This is a genomic window from Streptomyces sp. PCS3-D2, assembly GCF_000612545.2.
Classification (GTDB): Bacteria; Actinomycetota; Actinomycetes; order Streptomycetales; family Streptomycetaceae; genus Streptomyces.
In genome coordinates this window covers 3000127-3020373 of sequence record NZ_CP097800.1, presented here as the reverse complement: position 1 = coordinate 3020373, position 20247 = coordinate 3000127, and the positions used below count along the sequence as shown (strand labels likewise).

At 69.3% G+C, this 20247-nt stretch carries 19 protein-coding genes; 14 read left to right on the top strand and 5 right to left on the bottom strand.

Annotation, left to right across the window (positions count from 1 at the left end; translation table 11 throughout):
- The first annotated feature begins 12 nt into the window (after positions 1 to 12).
- The 3 genes from AW27_RS12745 (at position 13) to AW27_RS12735 (ending at position 2691) form a co-directional block, all read left to right on the top strand.
- A complete protein-coding gene (locus tag AW27_RS12745; protein ID WP_037919015.1) occupies positions 13 to 804 on the top strand; it encodes a class II aldolase/adducin family protein in 792 nt (263 codons plus the stop codon).
- A 102-nt stretch (positions 805 to 906) separates the two neighbouring features.
- Positions 907 to 2163 carry a hypothetical protein gene (locus AW27_RS12740; RefSeq protein ID WP_052030277.1) on the top strand — a complete coding sequence of 419 codons (1257 nt, stop codon included), beginning with the start codon at positions 907 to 909 and terminating at the stop codon, positions 2161 to 2163.
- An 18-nt stretch (positions 2164 to 2181) separates the two neighbouring features.
- Positions 2182 to 2691 carry a DoxX family membrane protein gene (locus AW27_RS12735; protein ID WP_037919017.1) on the top strand — a complete coding sequence of 170 codons (510 nt, stop codon included), beginning with the start codon at positions 2182 to 2184 and terminating at the stop codon, positions 2689 to 2691.
- On the opposite strand, the gene AW27_RS12730 is transcribed toward AW27_RS12735, so the two are convergent.
- Both AW27_RS12730 and AW27_RS12725 read right to left on the bottom strand, forming a co-directional pair.
- Positions 2637 to 2861: a hypothetical protein gene (locus AW27_RS12730; protein ID WP_037919018.1), complete on the bottom strand. Its 225-nt coding sequence runs from the start codon at positions 2859 to 2861 to the stop codon at positions 2637 to 2639. The genes AW27_RS12735 and AW27_RS12730 overlap by 55 nt on opposite strands.
- Positions 2848 to 4197 (bottom strand): PspC domain-containing protein, encoded by a 1350-nt coding sequence (locus AW27_RS12725; RefSeq protein WP_037919021.1) that lies wholly within the window; start codon positions 4195 to 4197, stop codon positions 2848 to 2850. The genes AW27_RS12730 and AW27_RS12725 overlap by 14 nt, the downstream gene beginning before the upstream one ends.
- 131 nt (positions 4198 to 4328) lie before the next feature.
- Here AW27_RS12725 and AW27_RS12720 point away from each other — a divergent pair, with 131 nt between their 5' ends.
- The 5 genes from AW27_RS12720 to AW27_RS12700 all read left to right on the top strand — a co-directional run bounded on the left by AW27_RS12720 (position 4329) and on the right by AW27_RS12700 (position 11093).
- Complete coding sequence (locus AW27_RS12720) at positions 4329 to 5624, top strand: ATP-binding protein (protein ID WP_037919023.1); 1296 nt, start codon at positions 4329 to 4331, stop codon at positions 5622 to 5624.
- Positions 5621 to 6319 carry a LuxR C-terminal-related transcriptional regulator gene (locus tag AW27_RS12715; protein ID WP_037919026.1) on the top strand — a complete coding sequence of 233 codons (699 nt, stop codon included), beginning with the start codon at positions 5621 to 5623 and terminating at the stop codon, positions 6317 to 6319. Before AW27_RS12720 ends, AW27_RS12715 begins: the two co-directional genes overlap by 4 nt.
- A 62-nt stretch (positions 6320 to 6381) precedes the next feature.
- The gene (locus AW27_RS12710) at positions 6382 to 7635 is read left to right on the top strand and encodes an AAA family ATPase (protein WP_037919029.1); all 1254 of its coding nucleotides are present in this window, start codon (positions 6382 to 6384) and stop codon (positions 7633 to 7635) included.
- The gene (locus AW27_RS12705; RefSeq protein WP_037919033.1) at positions 7635 to 8351 is read left to right on the top strand and encodes an RloB family protein; all 717 of its coding nucleotides are present in this window, start codon (positions 7635 to 7637) and stop codon (positions 8349 to 8351) included. Before AW27_RS12710 ends, AW27_RS12705 begins: the two co-directional genes overlap by 1 nt.
- Before the next feature lie 84 nt (positions 8352 to 8435).
- A complete protein-coding gene (locus AW27_RS12700) occupies positions 8436 to 11093 on the top strand; it encodes a type I restriction-modification system subunit M (RefSeq protein WP_037919035.1) in 2658 nt (885 codons plus the stop codon).
- A gap of 151 nt (positions 11094 to 11244) precedes the next feature.
- On the opposite strand, the gene AW27_RS12695 is transcribed toward AW27_RS12700, so the two are convergent.
- Positions 11245 to 11394: a hypothetical protein gene (locus tag AW27_RS12695; protein WP_157840196.1), complete on the bottom strand. Its 150-nt coding sequence runs from the start codon at positions 11392 to 11394 to the stop codon at positions 11245 to 11247.
- 117 nt (positions 11395 to 11511) lie between these two features.
- Here AW27_RS12695 and AW27_RS12690 point away from each other — a divergent pair, with 117 nt between their 5' ends.
- Complete coding sequence (locus AW27_RS12690) at positions 11512 to 12225, top strand: hypothetical protein (RefSeq protein WP_157840197.1); 714 nt, start codon at positions 11512 to 11514, stop codon at positions 12223 to 12225.
- A gap of 263 nt (positions 12226 to 12488) precedes the next feature.
- Here the strand turns inward: AW27_RS12690 and AW27_RS12685 are convergent, their stop codons facing one another.
- Together AW27_RS12685 and AW27_RS12680 are read right to left on the bottom strand one after the other, a co-directional pair.
- A complete protein-coding gene (locus tag AW27_RS12685; protein WP_052030279.1) occupies positions 12489 to 12827 on the bottom strand; it encodes a hypothetical protein in 339 nt (112 codons plus the stop codon).
- Positions 12827 to 13024, bottom strand: a complete 198-nt coding sequence (locus AW27_RS12680) for a hypothetical protein (RefSeq protein WP_157840198.1) — start codon at positions 13022 to 13024, stop codon at positions 12827 to 12829. Before AW27_RS12680 ends, AW27_RS12685 begins: the two co-directional genes overlap by 1 nt.
- Positions 13025 to 13461: 437 nt before the next feature.
- Between AW27_RS12680 and AW27_RS12675 the strand changes: the two genes are divergently transcribed.
- The 5 genes from AW27_RS12675 to AW27_RS12655 all read left to right on the top strand — a co-directional run bounded on the left by AW27_RS12675 (position 13462) and on the right by AW27_RS12655 (position 20218).
- Positions 13462 to 14256, top strand: coding sequence for a helix-turn-helix domain-containing protein (locus AW27_RS12675; protein WP_037919040.1), 795 nt, complete (start codon positions 13462 to 13464; stop codon positions 14254 to 14256).
- Complete coding sequence (locus tag AW27_RS12670) at positions 14249 to 14470, top strand: DUF397 domain-containing protein (protein WP_037919041.1); 222 nt, start codon at positions 14249 to 14251, stop codon at positions 14468 to 14470. The genes AW27_RS12675 and AW27_RS12670 overlap by 8 nt, the downstream gene beginning before the upstream one ends.
- A gap of 146 nt (positions 14471 to 14616) precedes the next feature.
- Entirely contained in the window at positions 14617 to 18228 is a 3612-nt protein-coding gene (locus AW27_RS12665) for a type I restriction endonuclease subunit R (protein ID WP_037919043.1), read from the top strand.
- A 4-nt stretch (positions 18229 to 18232) separates the two neighbouring features.
- The gene (locus AW27_RS12660; RefSeq protein ID WP_236647548.1) at positions 18233 to 19018 is read left to right on the top strand and encodes a M48 family metallopeptidase; all 786 of its coding nucleotides are present in this window, start codon (positions 18233 to 18235) and stop codon (positions 19016 to 19018) included.
- A gap of 96 nt (positions 19019 to 19114) precedes the next feature.
- Entirely contained in the window at positions 19115 to 20218 is a 1104-nt protein-coding gene (locus AW27_RS12655) for an alpha/beta hydrolase (protein ID WP_037919046.1), read from the top strand.
- Positions 20219 to 20247 lie beyond the last annotated feature (29 nt).

The following is a 20247-nucleotide window of genomic DNA, read 5'->3' as shown; positions in this document are numbered from 1 at the left end:
GGAGGGCGGGCGATGTCCGAGGAGACGGGGACGCCGGGCACGCGGCCCGGACCGGTGCCGGTGGACCGGCTGCGGTTCGAGATGCCGCCCGCGCACCAGGACCCGGCCGAGGAACGTGCGTACCGCAAGCAGCGCCTCGCCGGAACGCTGCGGCTGTTCGCCCGCCTCGGGTACGAGGACGGGGTCGCCGGGCACGTCACCGCACGGGACCCGGAGTTCGACGACTGCTACTGGGTGAACCCCTTCGGCCGCGCCTTCGCCGCCCTCGGCCCCGAGGACCTGCTGCTCGTCGACGGGGACGGGCACGTGGTCCAGGGGGAGCGGCGGGTCAACGAGCTGGCGTTCGCCGTGCACGCCGCCGTGCACCGGGCGCGCCCCGGGGCGGTGGCCGTGGTCCGCACCCAGGCCCCGTACGGCCGGGCGCTGGCCGCGCTCGGCGAACTGCTCGCCCCGATCACCCACGAGGCCTGTGCCTTCTACGAGGACCACGCCCTCCTCGACGAGTACGCCGGAGCGCAGGACGGCGCGCGGATCGCCCGCGCGCTCGGCCCGTACAAGGCGCTGGTCCTGCGCAACCACGGGCTGCTGACGGTCGGCGGCTCGGTGGACGCGGCGGCCTGGTGGTTCGTCGCGGCGGAACGGGCGGCCGAGGTCCAGCTGATCGCGCGGGCGGCGGGGAAACCGGTGCTCATCGACCACCACAGCGCCGTGGCCACCCGCGAGCGGTTCGGCGGGGACCTCGCCGCGTGGGTGAGCTACCAGCCGTTGTGGCAGACCGTCGCGGACCTGGCGTCAACATCATGAACCGTTAATCACCTGCTCTGACATCGTGCGCAATCCGGAGCACTGCCGCAGTGGTGCACAATTCGCTGGCATTGCCCCGTAGTTCAGAGAGGCGGCACGCACGTGGCTGTCCAAGAGATGTCCCGCGGCACCCATACCAGCGCCTGCGCCTGCGAAGAGTGCGCGCGGGAAGGGCACCGCCGCGCGGTCGCCGCGTTCCTGGAGAAGCGCGACGAGTTCGCCGCCGGGCAGGGGGTGCCGGCCGCCGTCGCCCACTCCCTCGGCGCCTCCCGCCAGTGGGTCTCCGACGAGCTGACCCTGTCCGCCCGCAACGTCGCCGACCGCGGCCGGGAAGCCGGCAGCTCCTGGCTGTACGTGTTCTCGCGGCGGGCCGTCCTCGCCGTCTGGATCGCCGCGGGCGTCCTGCTGATCGTCCAGGTCGCCGCCGCGCTCGGCACCGGCTGGTCCACCGCGCGCACCGCCGGACTGCTCGCCGCCCTGCTGCTGGCCGGGCTGCTGACGGTAGCCGCCCGCGCCCAATCACTGCGCGGCGGGCTGCTGGCCCCGCTGGTGGGCGAGGACAACCGGCTGTCCACCTCGAAGGCGGTGCCCAGCGCCTGGGTGGTGCTGACGGCGTTCGCCACGCTGCTGCCCGCGCTGCGGCTGGCCGCGTCGGGCCCCGGCCCGGAACGGCAGGGGCTGTACGCGGGACTCGCCCTGGACCGTGCGCTGCCGCTGCTGTCGGTGGTCGTGCTGACCTCCGCGGTGGCGGTGCTGGTGCGCCGGGTGGTGTGCGTACGGATCATGAGCCAGCGGCTGCAGAAGCTGCCGGCCGACCGGCCGCGCGGAGCGGACCTGCTGACGGACGACGCGGGCCGCGGGAGCTTCCCGGACGCGCAGTACGTGCTCGTCTCGACGGTCGTGCTGGCCTACGCGGCGGCCTCGCTCGCCCGCTTCCCGGACCGGCTGCCGCAGCTGCCCTGGGCGCTGGCCCTGCTGGTCGCGCTGTCGGCCGCGGTGTACCTGGCGGCGAAGTACGCGGAGGGCAGCCGCCCGCTCGTGCTGTCGGTGGTGCGCAGACGGGAACCCGGGGACCTGGACGCCGCCGTCCGCCCCGGGGACGACATCGAAATCCGGGGCGTGGGCTTCGTCCCGCCCGGGGCGCACACCCCCGAGATGCTCGCCCGGCTGGTGGTCCGCGTCGGGGCCGTCCACGTGCACGTACCGCTGGTCCCGGTGCCCGGCGGGTTCACCAACCCTTCCGACGCGGTGCTCACGGTGCCGGTCCCGGCGGAAGTGGAACCGGGGCGCACCGATATCCAGGTGGTCACGGCCGCCGGAGTGGAATCCAATCGCTGCACCATCGACGTGGCCGAGTGATCGGGGTACACATGACCCGTGACGAGAACCGAAGCACCTCCCCGGACCGACGTACCGCGCGGCCTGCGTGACCAGGCTGCCCGGTACCACCTGCTGCCGCTGCGGCTCTTCCTCGGCGTGACCTTCGTGTACGCGGGGCTGGACAAGCTCTTCGATCCCGCCTTCCTCTCCGCCTCCGGCGACGGCTCCGTCGGTGACCTGATGCGCGGCGTGCGCGAGACCTCCGCGATCCCCGCACTCGTGGACCTGTCCCTGCAGTCCCCGGTGGGCTTCGCCGTGTTCCTCGCCGTCGCCGAGATCCTGGTGGGCCTCGGTACCCTGGCCGGCCTGCTGTCGCGGACCGCGGCGATCGGCGGGGCGCTGATCTCGCTCAGCCTGTGGCTCACGGTGTCGTGGGCGGTGTCGCCGTACTACTACGGCAACGACCTGATCTACCTGCTGGCCTGGACCCCCCTGATCCTCGCCGGCGCGCCCTACCTGTCGCTGGACTCGGAGATCCGGTCGCGCCGGTCACGGCGCACGGCGTAGGTGACCAGCCCCACCAGCGAGGCCAGGGACAGGCCTCCCATGGTCATGGGGATGACCGCGAACCACGGCAGGTCGGCCTCCCCGGCGCTGTCGAGCAGGTAGAGCACTCCCGCCAGCAGCAGGACCAGACCCGCGATCAGCCGTCCCGGCTGGAACTCATGACGCCGCACGGGCCACCTCCACCTGTCCGATGCCCGCACTGAGGTCCAGCTCGACCGTCCCGCCGGCCTCGGTGCCGGGAGGCGGGGCGAGGGTCGCCGTCCGGTTCTGCTGCCCGGGCCCGGCCCGCTCGATCCGGCCCGCGGAGTCGCCCGGCAGCTGGATGTCGCCGAGCCGCCGGACGGTGACGTCCGCCCGCGCCGTCACCTCCCGCGGCAGGAGCACCTTGAGGCGGCCCGCGTCGATGGACGCGCTGACGGCCACGCTGGTGCCCTTCGGCACGTCCAGCCGGCTCAGGTCCAAGGTGGCCGTCCCGGTGCCCGCCTCGTACGAGGGCCGCACGTCGGCCACCGCTGCAGGCCGCCACACGACCTCCCGCCAGTCGGTGCCGATCTCGCGCGGCAGGGCCGCGGCGCCCGCCAGCAGAACGGAGGTGCACACCGCCAGCACGACGGTGCCGAAGCCGGTGCGCCCGAGCAGGGAGCTCACCGCGAGGCCCAGGCCGAAGACGACCAGGGCGGCGGCGAGCCCGGTCTGCAGGGCCGCGCCCAGCGAACTGCCCTCCCACTCCGCCGCGGTACCGGCGGCCCCCGCCAGCAGGGCGAGCACGAACACCCGGCCGCCGATGCCGCCGCGCCGCGGGACCCGGGCGGGCGCGGGCGGCCGGGCGGAGGCAGCCGCGGCGGAGGCGGCCGCGGAGCCCGCGGGCTCCGCGGCGGCGTCGGGCGGCCCCCACAGGTACCCCGTCGAGCCGACGGGGCCGGTGGTGCCGTCCTTGACCAGCGGGTCCCGCCACCAGGACGGGGCGCCGGGAGCGGGCGGGGCCTTCGTCTCCGGAGGGGCGGCCGGGGCGTGGGCGACGCGGGGCGCGGCCCCACCGGGGGCGGGCGCCTCCGTCTCGGGGGCGGCGGCCTGCCGGCGCCGCTGCGACCAGTACGAGGCGCCGCCGAGCGCGAGGACGACCAGGACCGAGAAGACCGCCAGGGCGCCGTTGTCCAGCATCGACAGGAACAGCGCGCAGCCCACCAGCGCGGCGAACACCGCCACCAGGGTCGCCCCTTCGACCCGCCCCGTCAGCAGCTTCTTCGCCTCGCTGTCCTCCTCCCCCTCCTGCGGCAGCAGCAGCCACGCGAAGCCGTAGAAGATGAGGCCGACACCGCCGGTGACCGCGAGGACACCGAGGACGATCCGGAAGATCACCGGGTCCAGGTCGAAGTACCGGCCGAGGCCGCCGCACACCCCCGCGAGGACCTTGTCGCGCTTGCTGCGGCGCAGGGGCGGCCGGGTCTCGGCAGCCGCCCGGGGTGCCCCGGCGCCGTCCGGCGGAGCGTCGTGTACGTCGGTCATGCGTCCATGGTGACGGTCGGCGAGGGCACTCGGAATCCGGCCCTACCCTGGCGCGACCCTGAAATCCGCCCGGTAGAAGTGGGGGGATGCCCTGATGCCGGGCCGCAGCCCGCCGTGTGACCCTTGGTGACATGCCCGTAGCCGCCGCCACCCGCCCCCCGCACGCCCCGGACGCCGACGACCCGCCGCAGCGCAAGCTGTACCGCAGCGCCGACGGCCGGATGCTCGGCGGTGTCGCGCGCGGCCTGGCCGGGCACCTCGGGCTGCCCGTGGGCTGGGTCCGGCTGGCGTTCCTGCTCCTGTTCATGTGGGGGGACGGCCTGGGCGTGCTGCTCTACGCCGCGTTCTGGGTGTTCGTACCGCTCGGCGTCGGCGGGCGCGCCGGGCACCGCTCCTTCTTCGAGAACCTCCCCGACGGCGCCCGCCGGCTGCGCAAGCCCGACCGGGGGCAGGTCACCGCGCTGATCGCCCTGTTCGTCGGCGCGGGCATCTTCATCTCCAAGGTCCAACTGGGCGGCGAGTCCGGGCGCTACGTGTGGCCGACGCTGCTGGTCGGGGCCGGGGTGGTCCTCGTATGGCGGCAGGCGGACAACGCCCGCCGCGCCCACTGGACCACGGCCGCGGGACGGCACGGGCGCCTCTTCCAGGCCGCCCGCGCGCTCGCCGGCGTCGCCCTCGTCGGCGTGGGCCTCACCGTCTTCATCGTGGTACGGGGATCCGCCGCACAGCTCGGCAACGTCCTGACCGCCACCCTCGCCGTCCTCGTCGGCGTCGCCCTGCTCGCCGGACCCTGGCTGATCCGGATGACCCAGGACCTCTCCGAGGAGCGGCTCATGCGCATCCGCGCCCAGGAACGCGCCGAGGTCGCCGCCCACGTCCACGACTCCGTGCTGCACACCCTCACCCTGATCCAGCGCAACGCGGAGGATGTCGGCGAGGTCCGACGGCTCGCGCGGGCCCAGGAGCGCGAGCTGCGCAACTGGCTCTACAAGCCCGAGGGCACCGGCAAGGACGAGGCCGAGGAGCCGGTCACCCTGGCCGAGGCCGTGAAGAAGACCGCGGCCGAGGTGGAGGACCACCACGGGGTGCCCATCGAGGTCGTCGTCGTCGGCGACTGCCCGCTCGACGAGAAGCTGGGGGCCCAGATCCAGGCCGCGCGCGAGGCGATGGTCAACGCCGCCAAGTACGGTGGCGAGGGCGGCCCGGTGCAGGTGTACGCGGAGGTGGAGGGGCAGACGGTGTTCGTGTCCGTACGGGACCGGGGGCCCGGCTTCGACATCGACGCGGTACCCGAAGACCGCATGGGCGTACGAGAATCGATCATCGGCCGGATGCAGCGCAACGGCGGGACCGCGCGACTGCGGTCCGCGCCCGACGGCGGCACGGAAGTCGAGCTGGAGATGGAAAGGGCGGCGAACACGGCATGACCGAGGCCGGAGAGAACGCAGGCACGGGGGAGACCAGGCGCGTCCGGGTGGTGCTCGTCGACGACCACAGGATGTTCCGCACGGGAGTGCAGGCCGAGATCGGCGAGACCGACCGGACCGGCGTCGAGGTCGTCGGCGAGGCCGCCGACGTCGACCAGGCCGTCACCGTCATCACCGCCACCCGGCCCGAGGTGGTCCTCCTCGACGTGCACCTGCCCGGCGGCGGCGGTGTCGAGGTGCTGCGCCGCTGCGCCCCGCTGATGGCGGCCGCCGAGAATCCGGTGCGGTTCCTGGCGCTGTCGGTGTCCGACGCGGCCGAGGACGTCATCGGCGTGATCCGCGGGGGTGCACGCGGCTACGTCACCAAGACCATCACCGGCACCGACCTGGTGGACTCGGTCTTCCGGGTGCAGGAGGGGGACGCGGTGTTCTCGCCGCGGCTGGCGGGCTTCGTGCTCGACGCGTTCGCCTCGACGGACGCGCCGCCGGTGGACGAGGACCTGGACCGGCTCACGCAGCGCGAGCGCGAGGTGCTGCGGCTGATCGCGCGCGGATACGCGTACAAGGAGATCGCCAAGCAGCTCTTCATCTCGGTGAAGACGGTCGAGTCGCACGTCTCGGCGGTGCTGCGCAAGCTCCAGCTCTCCAACCGGCACGAGCTGACCCGCTGGGCGACGGCCCGCCGCCTGGTGTGACCGTCCAGTAGGCGTATAAGCGATCACGCGACTACTCTGTGCGCGACGAGAGGAGGGACGGCATGCTGCTGGGATTCCGCACGGCGAACGTACGCTCGCTGCGTGAGGAGCAGGAGCTGTCCTTCGTCGTGCCGGAGGGCGAGGAGTCGGACACCGCGAGAACGGTCGAGCTGTCCGACGGAAGACAGCTCCGGGTCTATCCCCTGCTTGGCATCTTCGGCGCGAACGCTTCGGGTAAATCCAATGTCATCTTCGCCCTGAAGAAGATGCGTGAAGCCGTCCTGAGCTCCTACGCGCAGTGGACCTCGTATCAGGGGATCCCGCGCGACGTGTTCGCTCTCGATCCCAAGGCCGAGGAGGAAAGCGCCTTCTACGAAGCCGACTTCGTCCTCGACGACGGCGTCCGCTGGACCTACGGATTCGAACTGGGCTCCACCCGCGTGGAGTCCGAGTGGCTTCACGCCTACCCCAAGGGCCGACGGCAGGAGTGGCTCGACCGGGACGCCTCGCGCGAGAAGGTTTTCAACTTTCCGAACGACCGGATTCAAGACCGCGCGCTGCTGGCCCGGACAACCCGGCCGGACGCACTCTTCCTCTCCCGTGCGGCCAACGACAACCACCCGCAGCTCACCCGCATCTACCGCTGGTTCCAGCAGAACCTCTGGGATGTCACCCCGGAGACCGAGATCGCGCAGCGCGAGGCCTTCACCGCAGGCAAGCTGCTCGATGAGCAGTCACGTGAACGCATCGAGGAACTCCTGCGCGTCGCTGACCTGGGCATCACCGGTACCGAGGTAGAGCGGCGGCCGGGGAAGGCACCCGTGGTCCGGCTTCTCCACGCCGGCGAAAGCGGCGAGTCCGTCTCCCTCGATTGGGAGCACGAGTCCTTCGGCACCCGTTCCTGGTTTGCGCTGATCGGCCCGCTGCTGCTGGCTCTGGACACAGGAGCCGTCCTGTTGATCGACGAGCTGGACGCGAGCCTGCACCCACGTTTCGCGGCGGAAGTGGTGCGGCTCTTCCAGGCGCCGTGGGCCAACACCAGGGGCGCTCAGCTCGTCTTCACCTCCCATGATCCTTCGCTGCTCAGCTCTCCCCGGGGCGGACGTCAGCTGGAGCCGGGCCAGATCTGGCTCACGGAGAAGGACAAGCAGGGCGCCACGGAGGTCTACCCGCTGAGTGATGTGGGACCGGGGGCGGAGGAGGACCTCACGGACTCCTACCTCGCGGGTGCCTTCGGGGGCGTGCCGCGGATGGCGGCGGGGCAGATCGGGCGAAAGTTGCTGACGGCACGGGCACAGGGGGCGGAGCGGGCCTGATGGCGAGGGATAGGGGGAGGGACAATCCGGGGCGCGCGAAGAAGGTGCGACCGCAGGAGCGTCCGCGCGAGGTGTACGTCCTGACCGAGGGCGAGGTCACGGAGCCGGGCTTCGTCGACTTCGTACGTGATCACGGTACGCCCGCGCAGCAGGGACACAGCGTCCTGATCCACTTCAAGAACCTGAACGCGCCCACCAAGCGCCGCAAGCCCCTGCCTCTGGTGGAGGAGGCCATCCCCTACGTCGCCACGGCTGAGCGCGCGGCACGGAAGGCCGGGCTGGTAGAAGAGGACTGGAACTGGCCGCAGGTCTGGTGTCTCTTCGACCGCGACCAGCACGAGGACATCCCGACCGCCTTCGCCAGGGCGAGGAAGGCCGGTGTGAAGATCGCCTACTCGCACCCCTGCTTCGAGCTGTGGCGGCTGCTGCATTACCAGAACTACACCGGCAGCTTCGGCGGCGTCTGTGACGACGCTGCGGGCCGCCTCAAGGGGCAGCCCGGTTTCGCGCAGACATACGGCCCGAGCATCAAGAGCGTCTCCCCGGAGACGGCGAAGCGCGTGATGCCGGACCAGCTGCGTGACAGGTACAAGAAGGCCCGAGGGTTCGCCAGGCAGCTGAACGCCCGACACAAGGGGCCGGACCAGAACAAGTGGGACCCGTACACCGACGTGGTCAGCTTCGTCGAGGACGGCCTGGGCATCATCGACTACTGACCGCAGAGCGGCACGCCCGTATCTCCCAAGGCCGTAGGCTTCCCGGTGCAACCGGACAAGCCAGACGCAGAGGGAGTGCCGTACGTGGCCAAGCTGACGCTCGCGCAATTGGAACGCCATCTCTTCGCGGCGGCGGACATCCTGCGCGGCACGATGGACGCTGCGGAGTATCGCGACTTCATCTTCGTGCTGCTGTTCCTGAAGCGCGTCAACGACGAATTCGAGGCCGCGCGTGACGGGATCATCGCCGAGGCGCGGGCGTCGGGCGCCTCGGAGGAAGACGTCGCGGACGAGGCGGAGGCGTACCAGAACTACAGACTGCGCGGAGTCCTGTACGTACCGGAGGCGGCCCGCTGGGAGCGGCTCGCCGGCGCGGTGGACGAGGTCGCGACCCACTACCTCCAGCCCGCCCTCAACGAGCTGGAGAACCAGGAGGGCAACGGCGAGCTGCGCGGGTTGTTCAGCCACGTCAACTTCAACCGCATCGGTGGAGGAGGGGGCGGGGGGAAGTCTGCGGCCGATCTGGCCGACAAGCGGCTGGCGGCGCTGATCGAGCACTTCGGCAGCATCCGGATGCGCGGCGAGGACTTCGAGTTCCCGGACATGATCGGTGCCGCGTACGAGTACCTGATCAAGGACTTCGCCGATACGGCGGGTAGTAAGGGCGGTGAGTTCTACACCCCCCGTGCGGTGGTCCGGATGATGGTCGAGCTGGCCCGGCCGACGACCGGAATGCGGATCTACGACCCGTGCGTCGGCTCGGGCGGCATGCTGATCCACGCCAAGGAGTACATCGACGAGCACGGCGGCGACTCCGGGAACCTCTTCCTCGCGGGCCAGGACGCCAACAGCGGCTCCTGGGTCATGGCCACCATGAACATGCTCTTCCACGGTGCCAAGACCTTCTCTCTGAAGACCGGCGACACCCTCACGAATCCCCTCCACCCGGAGGGCAACTTCGACCTGGTGCTCAGCAATCCGCCGTTCTCCATGGACTACAAGCAGGCCGATGTACCGCACCTGAAGTCGCGGATGCCGTACGGGGAGGCGCCCGAGAAGGGCAAGGCCGACCTGATGTTCCTCCAGCACATGCTGGACATGGTGCGGGGGAAGGGCGGCTCGGTCTTCACCGTCATGCCGCACGGCGTGCTCTTCCGCGGCGGCGGCGAGCAGCGGATCCGCACGGCACTGCTGGACGCGGACCTCATCGAGGCCGTGATCGGCCTCGCTCCGAACCTCTTCTACGGGACTGGCATCCCCGCGTGCGTGATCGTGCTGCGGGCACCGGGCCACAAGCCGCAGACCCGGCGGGGCAAGGTGCTCTTCATCAACGCCGACCGGGAGTACCACGCGGTACGCGCCCAGAGCATGCTGCTGCCGGAGCACGTCGAGAAGATCGTCTCGACCTTCCACGCGTACGCGGACGTCGAGGGCTTCGCGAAGGTCGTCGACCGGTCGGAGCTGGCGAAGAACGCGGACAACCTGAACATCCGCCGGTACGTGGACAACACCCCGCCGCCGGAGCCGCAGGATGTGCGTGCCCACCTGGTGGGTGGCGTGCCGGTCGCGGAGATCGAGGCGAAGAAGGCACTGCTGGACGCCTACGGGGTGAACGCGCTGGAGCTGTTCGCGGCGCGGGAGGGCGACCCGGAGTACGTCGACTTCCTGCCGGAGGGCGAGCGGCCGGACGCGGCGCGACTGACGGAGCTGGCGGCCAAGCGGGAGGCGGTGTTGTGGGAAGCCTTCGAGGAGTGGTGGAAGTCAGAGACCGACCAGATCGCGCTGCTGGCACCTGCCGAAGGTGACGACCGCACGGAGGGCGAACGCAAGGCCCAACTGGCCAGGCTGCGCGCCGACTTGATCACCTCCTTCCGGACCCGGCTCCTTGAGGTCGGCCTCCTGGACCGGTACGCACTGGCGGGCGCGGTCGCCGGCTGGTGGCACGAGGCGAAGTACGACCTGATGGCGCTCTCGGTGACCGGCTTCGGCGGGGTCATTGACGGCTGGGTCGAGATGGTCAAAACGATGCTCGCACCGGAACCGAACCCGAGCACGGGCGGCAGCCGCAAGCGCTCGGCGGCGGAACGTCGTCAGGCGTACGACCACAAGGTGGTCGCCGCCATCGCCCCCGACTTCCTGACGGAGTTGGCCGAGGCGGACCGGGTCAAGGCGGACCTGGACGCGCGGGTGAAGACGGCCCTGGACGCGGAAGCGGCGCTCGCGGCGGCGAAGGCGGCGGCCGAGGCGGGCGACGAGGACGCGGAGGTTGATCCGGAGCTGGTGAAGGCGGTCCTGGCCCCGAAGGACCTGGCCAAGCTGAAGAAGGAACGCACGGCGGCGGGCAAGGTCGTGACCGAGCTGGAGGACGATTTCTGGCCGATCGAGTCCACCCGCAAGCCGAAGCCGGCAGAGCCGGCCAAGGCCGAGTCGGGAGACGTCCAGGAGTCCCTGCTGGATGCGCTGTCGGACGATGCCGAAGCCGAGGAGACGGAGCCTCGCCTTACGTGTGTGCGTCGTGCATTGGACGCGGCAGCTGAGGAGGGGGCTGTCATCGCCATTTTGCGCGCCGATTTGGAGAGCAAGCTGGCTGGGCATGTGGTGCGTAGCCGCCGTGAGCTGGTGGAGTCCTTCCGTACCTGGGAGGACAAGTACGCCATCTCGTTCCGCGAAATCGAGGCGTGTCGAAGCAAAGCGGTGGCTCGGCTGGATGACTACTTGAAGGAACTCGGTTATGCGGAGTGAGGCTGTGGGGGGTAGCAGCGCCTGCCTGAGTACCGTGGGGGCGCTATTTGAGGTCAGGTCAGGCATTGCCCTGGGCGCTGGAAGGGCGCCAAGCCGCAACCCTAGAGGTTACTTGCGGGTGGCAAATGTCCAGAGAGGGTATATCGACCTGTCAGATGTAGCCGAGATTGAAGAACTGCCGCATGATCACGAGCGCTACGCACTGAACGAGGGCGATCTCCTTCTTGTGGAGGGTCATGCAAGCCCAGCCGAGATCGGCCGGTGCGCACTGGTCACCGGCCCAGCTTCCGGATTGCTGCACCAGAATCATCTTTTCTGTTTGCGAAGCGACAAGGTTCTGCCGAAATTTTCAGAGATCTGGCTAAACTCGTCACATGCGAGGAGCTATTGGCTCTCGGAATCTGCTACGAGCTCGGGCTTGTATACGATCAATCGCAATGCGCTTGAACGTATGCCCTTTCCGCTGGTCGATTCTACCGTGCAACGCCGGGTCGTTGATGTGCTGAGCGCCCTTGATGTCCGCATTGCGGTCGAGTCGCAGGCGCTACAAAAGACGACGCTTCTCTGGGATGGCTTGATTAATCAGCGGCTTGAGGAACATGTCCGCGAGTACGACAGTGCGCGCTTGGCGGACGTGTGCCTGGGGCGTGGTTCCTACGGCAGTAACGCGGCGGCGGTGGCTCGCGATGGACGGATGCCCCGGTATGTCCGCATTACTGATATTGATGAGCAGGGAAATCTCTCAGCGGATGTCTCCTCGACGGTGAGTGTTCCGTGGGTAAGCGCTCGGCCGTATATTCTTGAGGGCGGTGATCTGCTGATCGCACGCACCGGGTTCACTACGGGAAAGTCATACCTCTATCGCCCATCGGACGGTCTCTGCGCTTACGCGGGATACCTTGTGCGTTTCCGTGTGGATCCGAGCGTAATGCTGCCCGAGTATGCCTTCATGTGGACGCGTGCCAACGTTTTCAGGAAGTGGGTTTCCCGGAACGTCCGCGAGGTCGGGCAGCGCAACATTAGTGCACGCGAATATGATGGCCATCATATTGCCGTACCGCCATTGGAAGTACAGCGTGAGCTCGTCGATGCATGGGAAGCTGCACGCTCGACCAGCCTGCTGAGGCAGTAAGAGATCAGTCGACTGCGGACGATGAAGCAGGCCATCGCTGACGACCTCCTGGTCATGGTGAATACGGGAGCATGACAGCTTGGCCCGCGTCGTCTCGCGGGTAACACTCGCAGCGATCCGCCCGGGTGGCCTGCGTCATGCCGTGACGGCCCCTTCGTCCCGGCGGCCCCTGACCCGACGTTCGGAGGGTGGGGTCTGCCCGTATCGGCTGTCAGTGCAGTCGTCCGCCCTCACTCATTCAACCTCACCTGGCCAGGAGTGCGTCAGTCAGCTCGGTGCTCGACGACTGGCGGCCAAACCTTCTCGCCTGTGCCGTAGGCGGGGGTCGGCAGGCGCGCGCCCCGGCTTTCCGCGACGCGGTGGACGGCCCCGAGGGACTCGGTCAGCTGGACCGCCAGGAGGTGGAGTTCTCCTGGCGTCCACTTGAGCTCGGCAAGCACGCACTGCGCCTCGTCCAGGAGATCGGCAGCCGTGTCGAGCTGCTCAGCCTCCACGCGGTCGGCCAGGCGGGAGACATACCCCGTGCCGTTGCCCACGAGATAGCACGGCTTGCCCTCGGGGCTGGTCCAGGGGAGCAGCCGGGCGGTGTAGTTCGTGTCCATCAGGCGACCCCCACCCCGTGGATGTTGCGGGTGTCCAGGTCGATTCCGTACGTGGCGAACCACAGGTTCCGCCTCCGCTGTCGGCGCAGCCGTTCCTCCTCGCGGCGGCGGAGATCGTGCGTGCGTAGACGCCGAGGTGTGACAGGGGAGAGCTCGCCTTGGAAGGCCGGCGCGGTGTGGGTTGCGGGCTGTCCCATGGCCTTCGGCGCAGCCGAAGCAGACGTCGCCATCGGCGACGCGGCACTCCGCGTCCTTCGGCGTGCAAGGAAGAGCAGCCTCAGCAACTGCTCGAAGACTCGGGCGATACGGTGGTTCATGTCGACCTGCGTTCTTCAGGTTGGCCACGCCCCCGGGCCGTTGACGCGGTCGCGGGGGTCCATTGCGTGTGGTCTGTCGTCTCGTTGTGGGGACCGGGCGGTCCCCGTGGTGGTCGTAGGAAGCGGTACTCCAGGTCCACGGGGGCGCCTGACGGAGATGGCGCGTACCCGGACGCCCGGATGGGACGCTCTCGCGCACTGCCACCAACACCCCCGTCCCTCCGGTGTGTAGCGATCCACTCACAGAGTGAGACGGCGAGAGCTAGGCTCGCTAGTGGGTGGAAGGTGACGAAGCTTTTGTCACATGGGAGTTGGCTATGAGTAATACCTACGGTGACTGGCTGAGGGATCAGCGGGAAGCGGCAGGGCTGACGCAGCAGCAGCTGGCCGATGCGGCGGTCATGACCCGTTCGCACATCTCGCACATCGAAGCGGGCCGACGCGTCCCGTCCAAGGAAGACGCACGTCGCCTGGACAAGGCTCTCAACACGGGCAACGTACTCAGCAGCTTCCTGCCGCATGACGATGCGGCGGTTGCCGATTACTTCGAGGCGGCTCGCCAGCTCGAACAACAGGCAACGGTCATCCGTGAGTTCGCGCCGTCCTTCGTGCCCGGCATTCTGCAGACGGAAAGGTACGCGCGTGCGGTTCTGCGCACCGCCTTCCCTCCTCTGAGTGAGGCGGAGTGTGACAGGTTCGTTGTCACACGGCTTGAGCGCTCGAAGGTCCTCGCTGACCCGGTGACGCCAGTAGTGTGGGCTCTGATCGACGAATCGGTGCTGCGTCGCCCCGTCGGAGGGTCGGACGTGATGGTTGAACAGATCATGCACGTCGTCCACCTGGTCGAGTGCCGACGTGTGCGCGTGAACGTGATGCCGTTCGGCCTGGGCGCCTACCACCTCATGCAGGGCATGCTGACGCTGATGCGGTTCGAGGATCAGCCCCCGGTGGCCTATTCAGAAGGCCTGAGCGTGGGGAAGGTGCATGACTCTCCGGCAGTGGTAGAGCAGCTCCAGGGCGCTTACGATCTCGCACTGAGCGATGCACTGCCGTTGAAGGAGTCTCTTGCCCTACTGAGGGCAGCAGCGAGGGAATTCGGACACCATGACTGAGCACACCATCCCTGATGCCTCCGCGCTGAGCGGCTGGCGGAAGTCGTCCTACAGCGGGGCTGAAGGAGGCAGCTGCATCGAGGTCCTGGACAGTCACCCCTCCGGCGTCCCCGTCCGGGACTCCAAGGCCGCCCACGGCCCCGCCCTGGTGATCCCGTCGGCCGGCTGGGCCTCGTTCGTCACCGCCGTGAAACGCGGAGAGCTCCGAGCCTGAGCTGCCGCAAAGCCGCGAAAAGATCACAAAGCCCCCGGGCCCCCACCGGGGCCTTTGGCTTGACCTGGCTCCCCCCTTGACCCCCTGGCGCAGAATGGTCAGACGGATGATCAGCTGCACGGTTCAGGGGCAGAGGGGCGCGGGGGATGGTACGGAGCGCGGTCGAGCGGGACGAGGTTGAGCTGCCCTTCATCGCGCAGCTCAAGGCGATGGGCTGGGAGCACGTACGCGGCTCCGATCTCGCGCCCGACGAGCGCGCGTACCCCGGCGACGTACTCCTGACCAAGCGGCTCACCGCCGCCTTGCAGCAGGTGAACCGGCTGCCGGGGACCGGCGACCCGTGGATGAAGCAGGCAGATGCCGAGCAGGCCGTCGACGACATGCGGCGGGCCGCCCGGAGCGTGGCCGCCCAGTCGTTGCTCAGGGCCAACGGGGATGCGACCGCCCTGTTGCTGCGCGGTGTCCGGATGGACGGGCCGGGTAACAAGGACTTCCTCGTCCAATACGTCGACTGGGAGTGGGAGGGGCTGGAGGACGAAGAGATCCTGGCGCGCAATCAGTTCCTCGTCGTCGACCAGTTCCGCGTCCGCAAGGCCGACGGCAAGGACGCCGTCCTCGACCTGGTGCTGTTCGTCAACGGAATCCCCGTCGCCGTCGTCGAGTGCAAGAGCCCGGAACGCAGGGACGCCATCGGCGACGCCATCCGGGATCTGCGGGCGTACGCCGGGCAGCCGCTGGACACCGACGGGCGGCCGGCGGCACAGATCCGCGGCGGTGTACCGGAGTTGTTCGCCCCGGCCCAGTTGCTGATCGCCGCCAGCGGCTCCACCGCCGCGCTCGGCACGATCTCCTCCGCCGAGGAGCACTACGCGGTCTGGCGCAGTGTGGAACCGGACTACCCCGACGAGGGGGCTCTGAGAGCTGAGCTGGAGGCCGGCAGGCTCCTGCGGGGCGATGCCAAGCTCACCGGGCAGCACAAGCTGATCGCGACCGTCCTCAAGCCCCGCAACCTGCTGAACATCATCCGGCACTATGTCTTCGAGCTCCCCGTCAAGACCAAGGAGGGCGAGCCCCCGCTCACCGTCAAGGCGGTCTGCCGACACCAGCAGTACCGGGCGGTCGAGAAGATCGTCCGCAAGCTGCGGACCGCCCGCAAGCGTGGTGAGGCCGGCGCCGAGGACGACGAGCGCGGCGGTGTCATCTGGCACACCCAGGGTTCCGGTAAGAGCCTCACCATGTCCTTCCTGGCCCGGCGCCTGCACATGAGTCGCGACCGGGAGCTGAACCGCTTCACCCTGCTCGTCGTCACCGACCGCAAGCAGCTCCAGCGGCAGCTCTCGGCTGCCGTGCAGGTCAGCGGCAGCCCGATCCGCATCGCCACGTCCCAGACCGACGTCGAGGGGATGCTGCAACGGGCCGGCAAGCCCGGTGGCCGGGCCGTGATCTTCGCGATGATCCAGAAGTATCTGGGCCGGGTGCCCGGCTTCATCGGCGAGACGGACGGCGACGACCGGGACTTCGGCGAAGAGCTGCGGCAGACGAAGGACCGCATCGCCGCGGGTGAGGACCCGCAGGAGATCACTGACCCGACGCCGGACGAAGCCACCACCGAGGCGGTCAGACGGAGATTCACGGAGTGCAGCACAGACCCGCACGTCCTGGTGCTGGTCGACGAGGCGCACCGCTCGCACACCTCCGTGCTGCACGCCTGCCTGCGGGACGCCGTACCCAACGCCGCCAGGATCGGATTCACCGGTACACCGATCATGAAGGGCAAGCTGACCGACACGGGCCGGATCTTCGGTCTGGAGCCCGGCAACACCTTCCTCGACTCCTACCGGATGACGGAGGCCGAGAAGGACAAGGTCGTCGTCCCCGTCCGGTACGAAGGGCGCACCGGACGCGCTGAGATCAGCGGGAAGGAGGGGATGAACGAAACCTTCGAGGACCTCATCGCCTCCGCACCCGAAGAGCATCAGGAGAAGGCCCGCAAGGGGACCAAGCCCACGAGCCGGGACGTCGCCGAATCCTTCCCCATCATCCGGGCGAAGGCCGCGGACATGCTCGCGCACTACGTGCGAGGGCCGCTCACCGGCGGTTTCAAGGCCCAGATCGCAGCCGTCAGCCGACGCGCGGCCGTGCACTACCGCGCCGCTCTCCGTGACGTGCGTGCCGATTTGCTCGCCCGGGTGCGCAACGAGTTCGACCCCGAGGCGCTGCGCGGCAAGAAGCCGGAGGAGTACACCCAGGACGAGCTCCTCCTGCTGCGCGCCTGGCAGTACCAGGAAGTGCTGCGCCGCATGGACTTCGTACCGGTGATCTCCGAGGGCGACGAGCGCAAGAGCGGCGCGTGGCGGGAGTGGACTAACGCGAAGTTCCAGGAGGAGCACATCGAGCGGTTCCTGGAGCCGTTTCCCGAGCTGCCGCCGGACAACCCGTGGGTGACCGAGCACCCGGTGGAGACCGACCCACTGCCGGGCGGCACCGTCGGATTGAACCCCTGGAGCGACGCCTCCCTGGAAACTGCCGCCGAGAAGCCGCCCATCGCCTTCCTGATCGTGAAGTCGATGCTGCTGACCGGCTTCGATGCCCCGATCGAGCAGGCGCTGTACCTGGACCGCCCGATCCAGGACGCCGAGCTGCTCCAGGCGGTGGCCCGCGTCAACCGGCCGGCTCGCCTCAAGCGCGAGGGCCGGGTCGTGGACTACTACGGGGTGCTCGACAACCTCGGCGTCACCCTTGCCGCGTACCGCGGAGACCCGCCCGTGCTCGCCGGGGTGCGGACTCTGTCCTCGGAAGTACCCGCGATGCACGGAGCGGCGGCGCACCTGCGGCGGTTCCTCAAGCAACTGGGCACGGGCGGGCTGGACGGTCCCGGGCGCATGGGGCGCGCGATGCTGGCGCTGCACGACCCGCAGGAGCGGGCCGAGTACGACCGGCTCCTCGGCGAATTCCTGGACGCCATGGAACGCGTACTGCCGCACGAAGCGGCCCTGGAGATGGTGCCGTATGCCCGCCGCTGGACACAGCTTCAGCAGCGGGTGCGCAGGCACTATCGTGACGAGGCCGACGGATCCTTCTCGATGCGCGGCTACGGGCGCAAGGTACGGGCCCTGATCGCCGAGCATCTGACGGTGCCCGAGATCACCCAGGCCATCGCGCCCGTTTCGATTCTCGATCCCGACTTCGACGAGATCGTGGGACGCGTCCCGAACGTGCGCGAGTCGGCTGCCGAGCAGGTGCAGGCGCTGCGCTACCACCTCCAGGAACGCCTCGAAGAGGACGAGCGGCCGGTGTACCGCACGCTCTCCGAGGATCTGCAGAAGGTGCTGGACGAGTTCGAAGGCCGCTGGGAGGACATCAAACGGGAGCTCGGCCCGCTTATCGAGCGGGCGCGGCAGGCAGAGCAGGCCGATCCGACCGTGTCGGACCTGACCCCGATGGAGCGGAAGCTGTACGCGAAGCTCTCCGACCAGCTGACCGAGCACCCGGCTTTCGACGTGCCCGACCAGGAGGTTTTGCGCGCTTTGGCCTTGGGCCTCTCCGATCTGATCTCGGCACATGTGTCGCGCGCGTCGTGGGCGGAGCAGGAGACGAGCCTGGACGACCTGCAGGTGCAGATCTGGAATTTCCTGAAGAAGGAGCGGCTCCGGCCCAGGGAGGGCGGGCTGCGGCAGCTGACGATCCTGTCCAATTCACTCGCCGGGTTCGCGCAGCAGCACGCCGCTGCCTTCCGCTCGGAAGGGCGGGGACAATAGGGGGGTGCCTGATTCGCCCCTGCCCAGGACTTCTGCCCCACCGCTGCTCAGTGACGGGCAGGAGCTCGTCGTCGACGGCCGGGTTCTGCAGGTGAGGGTGAGTCCCCGGCGCTCGAAGCTCGGGCTCACCGTTGAGCGGGACGGCACCCTGACCCTGAGGGCACCTCTGGCTTGCGAAACGGATCGGGCCGAGGAATTCGTGCGGACCGGCCGGCTGTGGATCGACGGCAAGCTGCGGCTGCGTGACCAGCTGAGGCCAGTCCATCCGACCCGCGGCTTCATCGATGGCGAGACGTACCGATACCTGGGGCGCGAGTACCGGCTGCTGCTGGTCGACGAACCCGGCGAGCCTGTCCGCCTGTCGGCCGGGCGGCTCAGGCTGGACATGGCCACGGCTGCGGACACACAGCTTGCCAGGCGTTCCGTCACTGCCTGGTACCGCAGGGTGGGTCTGAGTTGGGCACAGGGGCGGCTACAGCCTTGGGCAGCGCGTATGGACGTTATGGAGCCCGACGTGACAGTGCGGGACGTCGGTCGCCGCTGGGGCACGTATCGGCCAGGCGACACGGGCGGCGGTCAGATGGCCCTGCACTGGGCGGTCTTCCAGCTCCCCGCGCAACTCGTGGACTATGTGATCGCTCACGAACTGGCACACATCCGGGTGGCCGGGCACGGCCCTGACTACTGGCGGCTGCTGCGGCGGGCGATCCCGGAGTGCGAACGACTCAAGGACGAGCTGGATGAGATGGGCCGCAGAGTCTGGCTCGGGGATGTTTCGGCGGAGAGGTAGCCAGCCGGCTGGGCGAAGCCCGGGGGCCTGGTGTGATCCACACCGCAGGTCACCCGGGCAACCGGGCTCCCGCCGGCCGCACTCTAGGCTGGCGTGATGAGCTTGACCGGTACACCCTTCTTCGTGTCGGTGATCGCGCTGACCGTGATCGCCGTCATCCTCCCCCTGGCCCTGTGGAGCAAGGTGCGCGGCCCTGCCGTCCTGCGCGCCGTGCCCCGTGTCCTGATGGTGGTGTTCGCCCAGGTCACAGCCGTCGCCGTGGTGTTCGTCGCCGTCAACCGGGCCGAGCACTTCTACAACTCGTGGGACGACCTGCTCGGTACCGGCAACTACGTCACCGCCGCGCCCGACCTCGGCCCCGACGGTCTGGGCGGCAAGCAGGCCGAGGAGGCGCCGAAGGTCAAGCAGGCGTTCCGGCCGGTCGAGGGTCTCGGCGGCCGGGTCCAGAAGACCGAGCTCGACGGGCAGATATCCGGCGTCAGGGGCGACGTGCTGGTGTGGCTGCCGCCGCAGTACGACGACCCGGCCTTCAAGGACAGGAAGTTCCCGGTCGTCGAACTCATCCCGGGCATCCCGGGCACGGGCAAGTCCTGGTTCCAGGGGCTCAAGGTGCACGAGGTGCTGGAGCCGCTGATGAAGAGCGGCAAGGTGCAGCCGTTCATCCTCGTCTCCCCGCGCGCCATGCTGGTGGGCAACGGCGACACCGGCTGCGCCAACCTCCCCGGCAAGGTCAACGCGGACAGCTGGTTCAGCGTCGACGTCCGCAAGATGGTCGTCGACACCTTCCGCGCCTCGGACGAGGCCCGCACCTGGGGCGTCGCCGGCTACTCGGCCGGCGCCTACTGCGCCGCCAAGCTGGCGATCTCCCACCCCGACCGCTACAGCGCGGCCGTCTCCCTCTCCGGCTACAACGATCCCGGCCAGGAACCCTCCTCGCTGGTCGCCCAGGATCCTCAGCTGCGTGTCTCGCACAACCTGAAGAACGTCCTCAAGGCCCAGCCGGTGCCGCCGGCGGTCTCGCTGTGGATGTCGGGCGCCGAGCACGACGGCTACCTGTCCGGCATGGACCTCAAGGCGCTCGCGCAGAAGCCGACCGCCGTGCACGCCGAGAAGGTCACCGGAGGCCACAACCTCGACTCGTGGTCCAAGCAGTTGCCGCAGACCTTCGGCTGGCTGAGCGGCGTGGTCAAGGCCCCGTAGCTCCCGCGGGCTGTGCGCCGGGGCCGGGG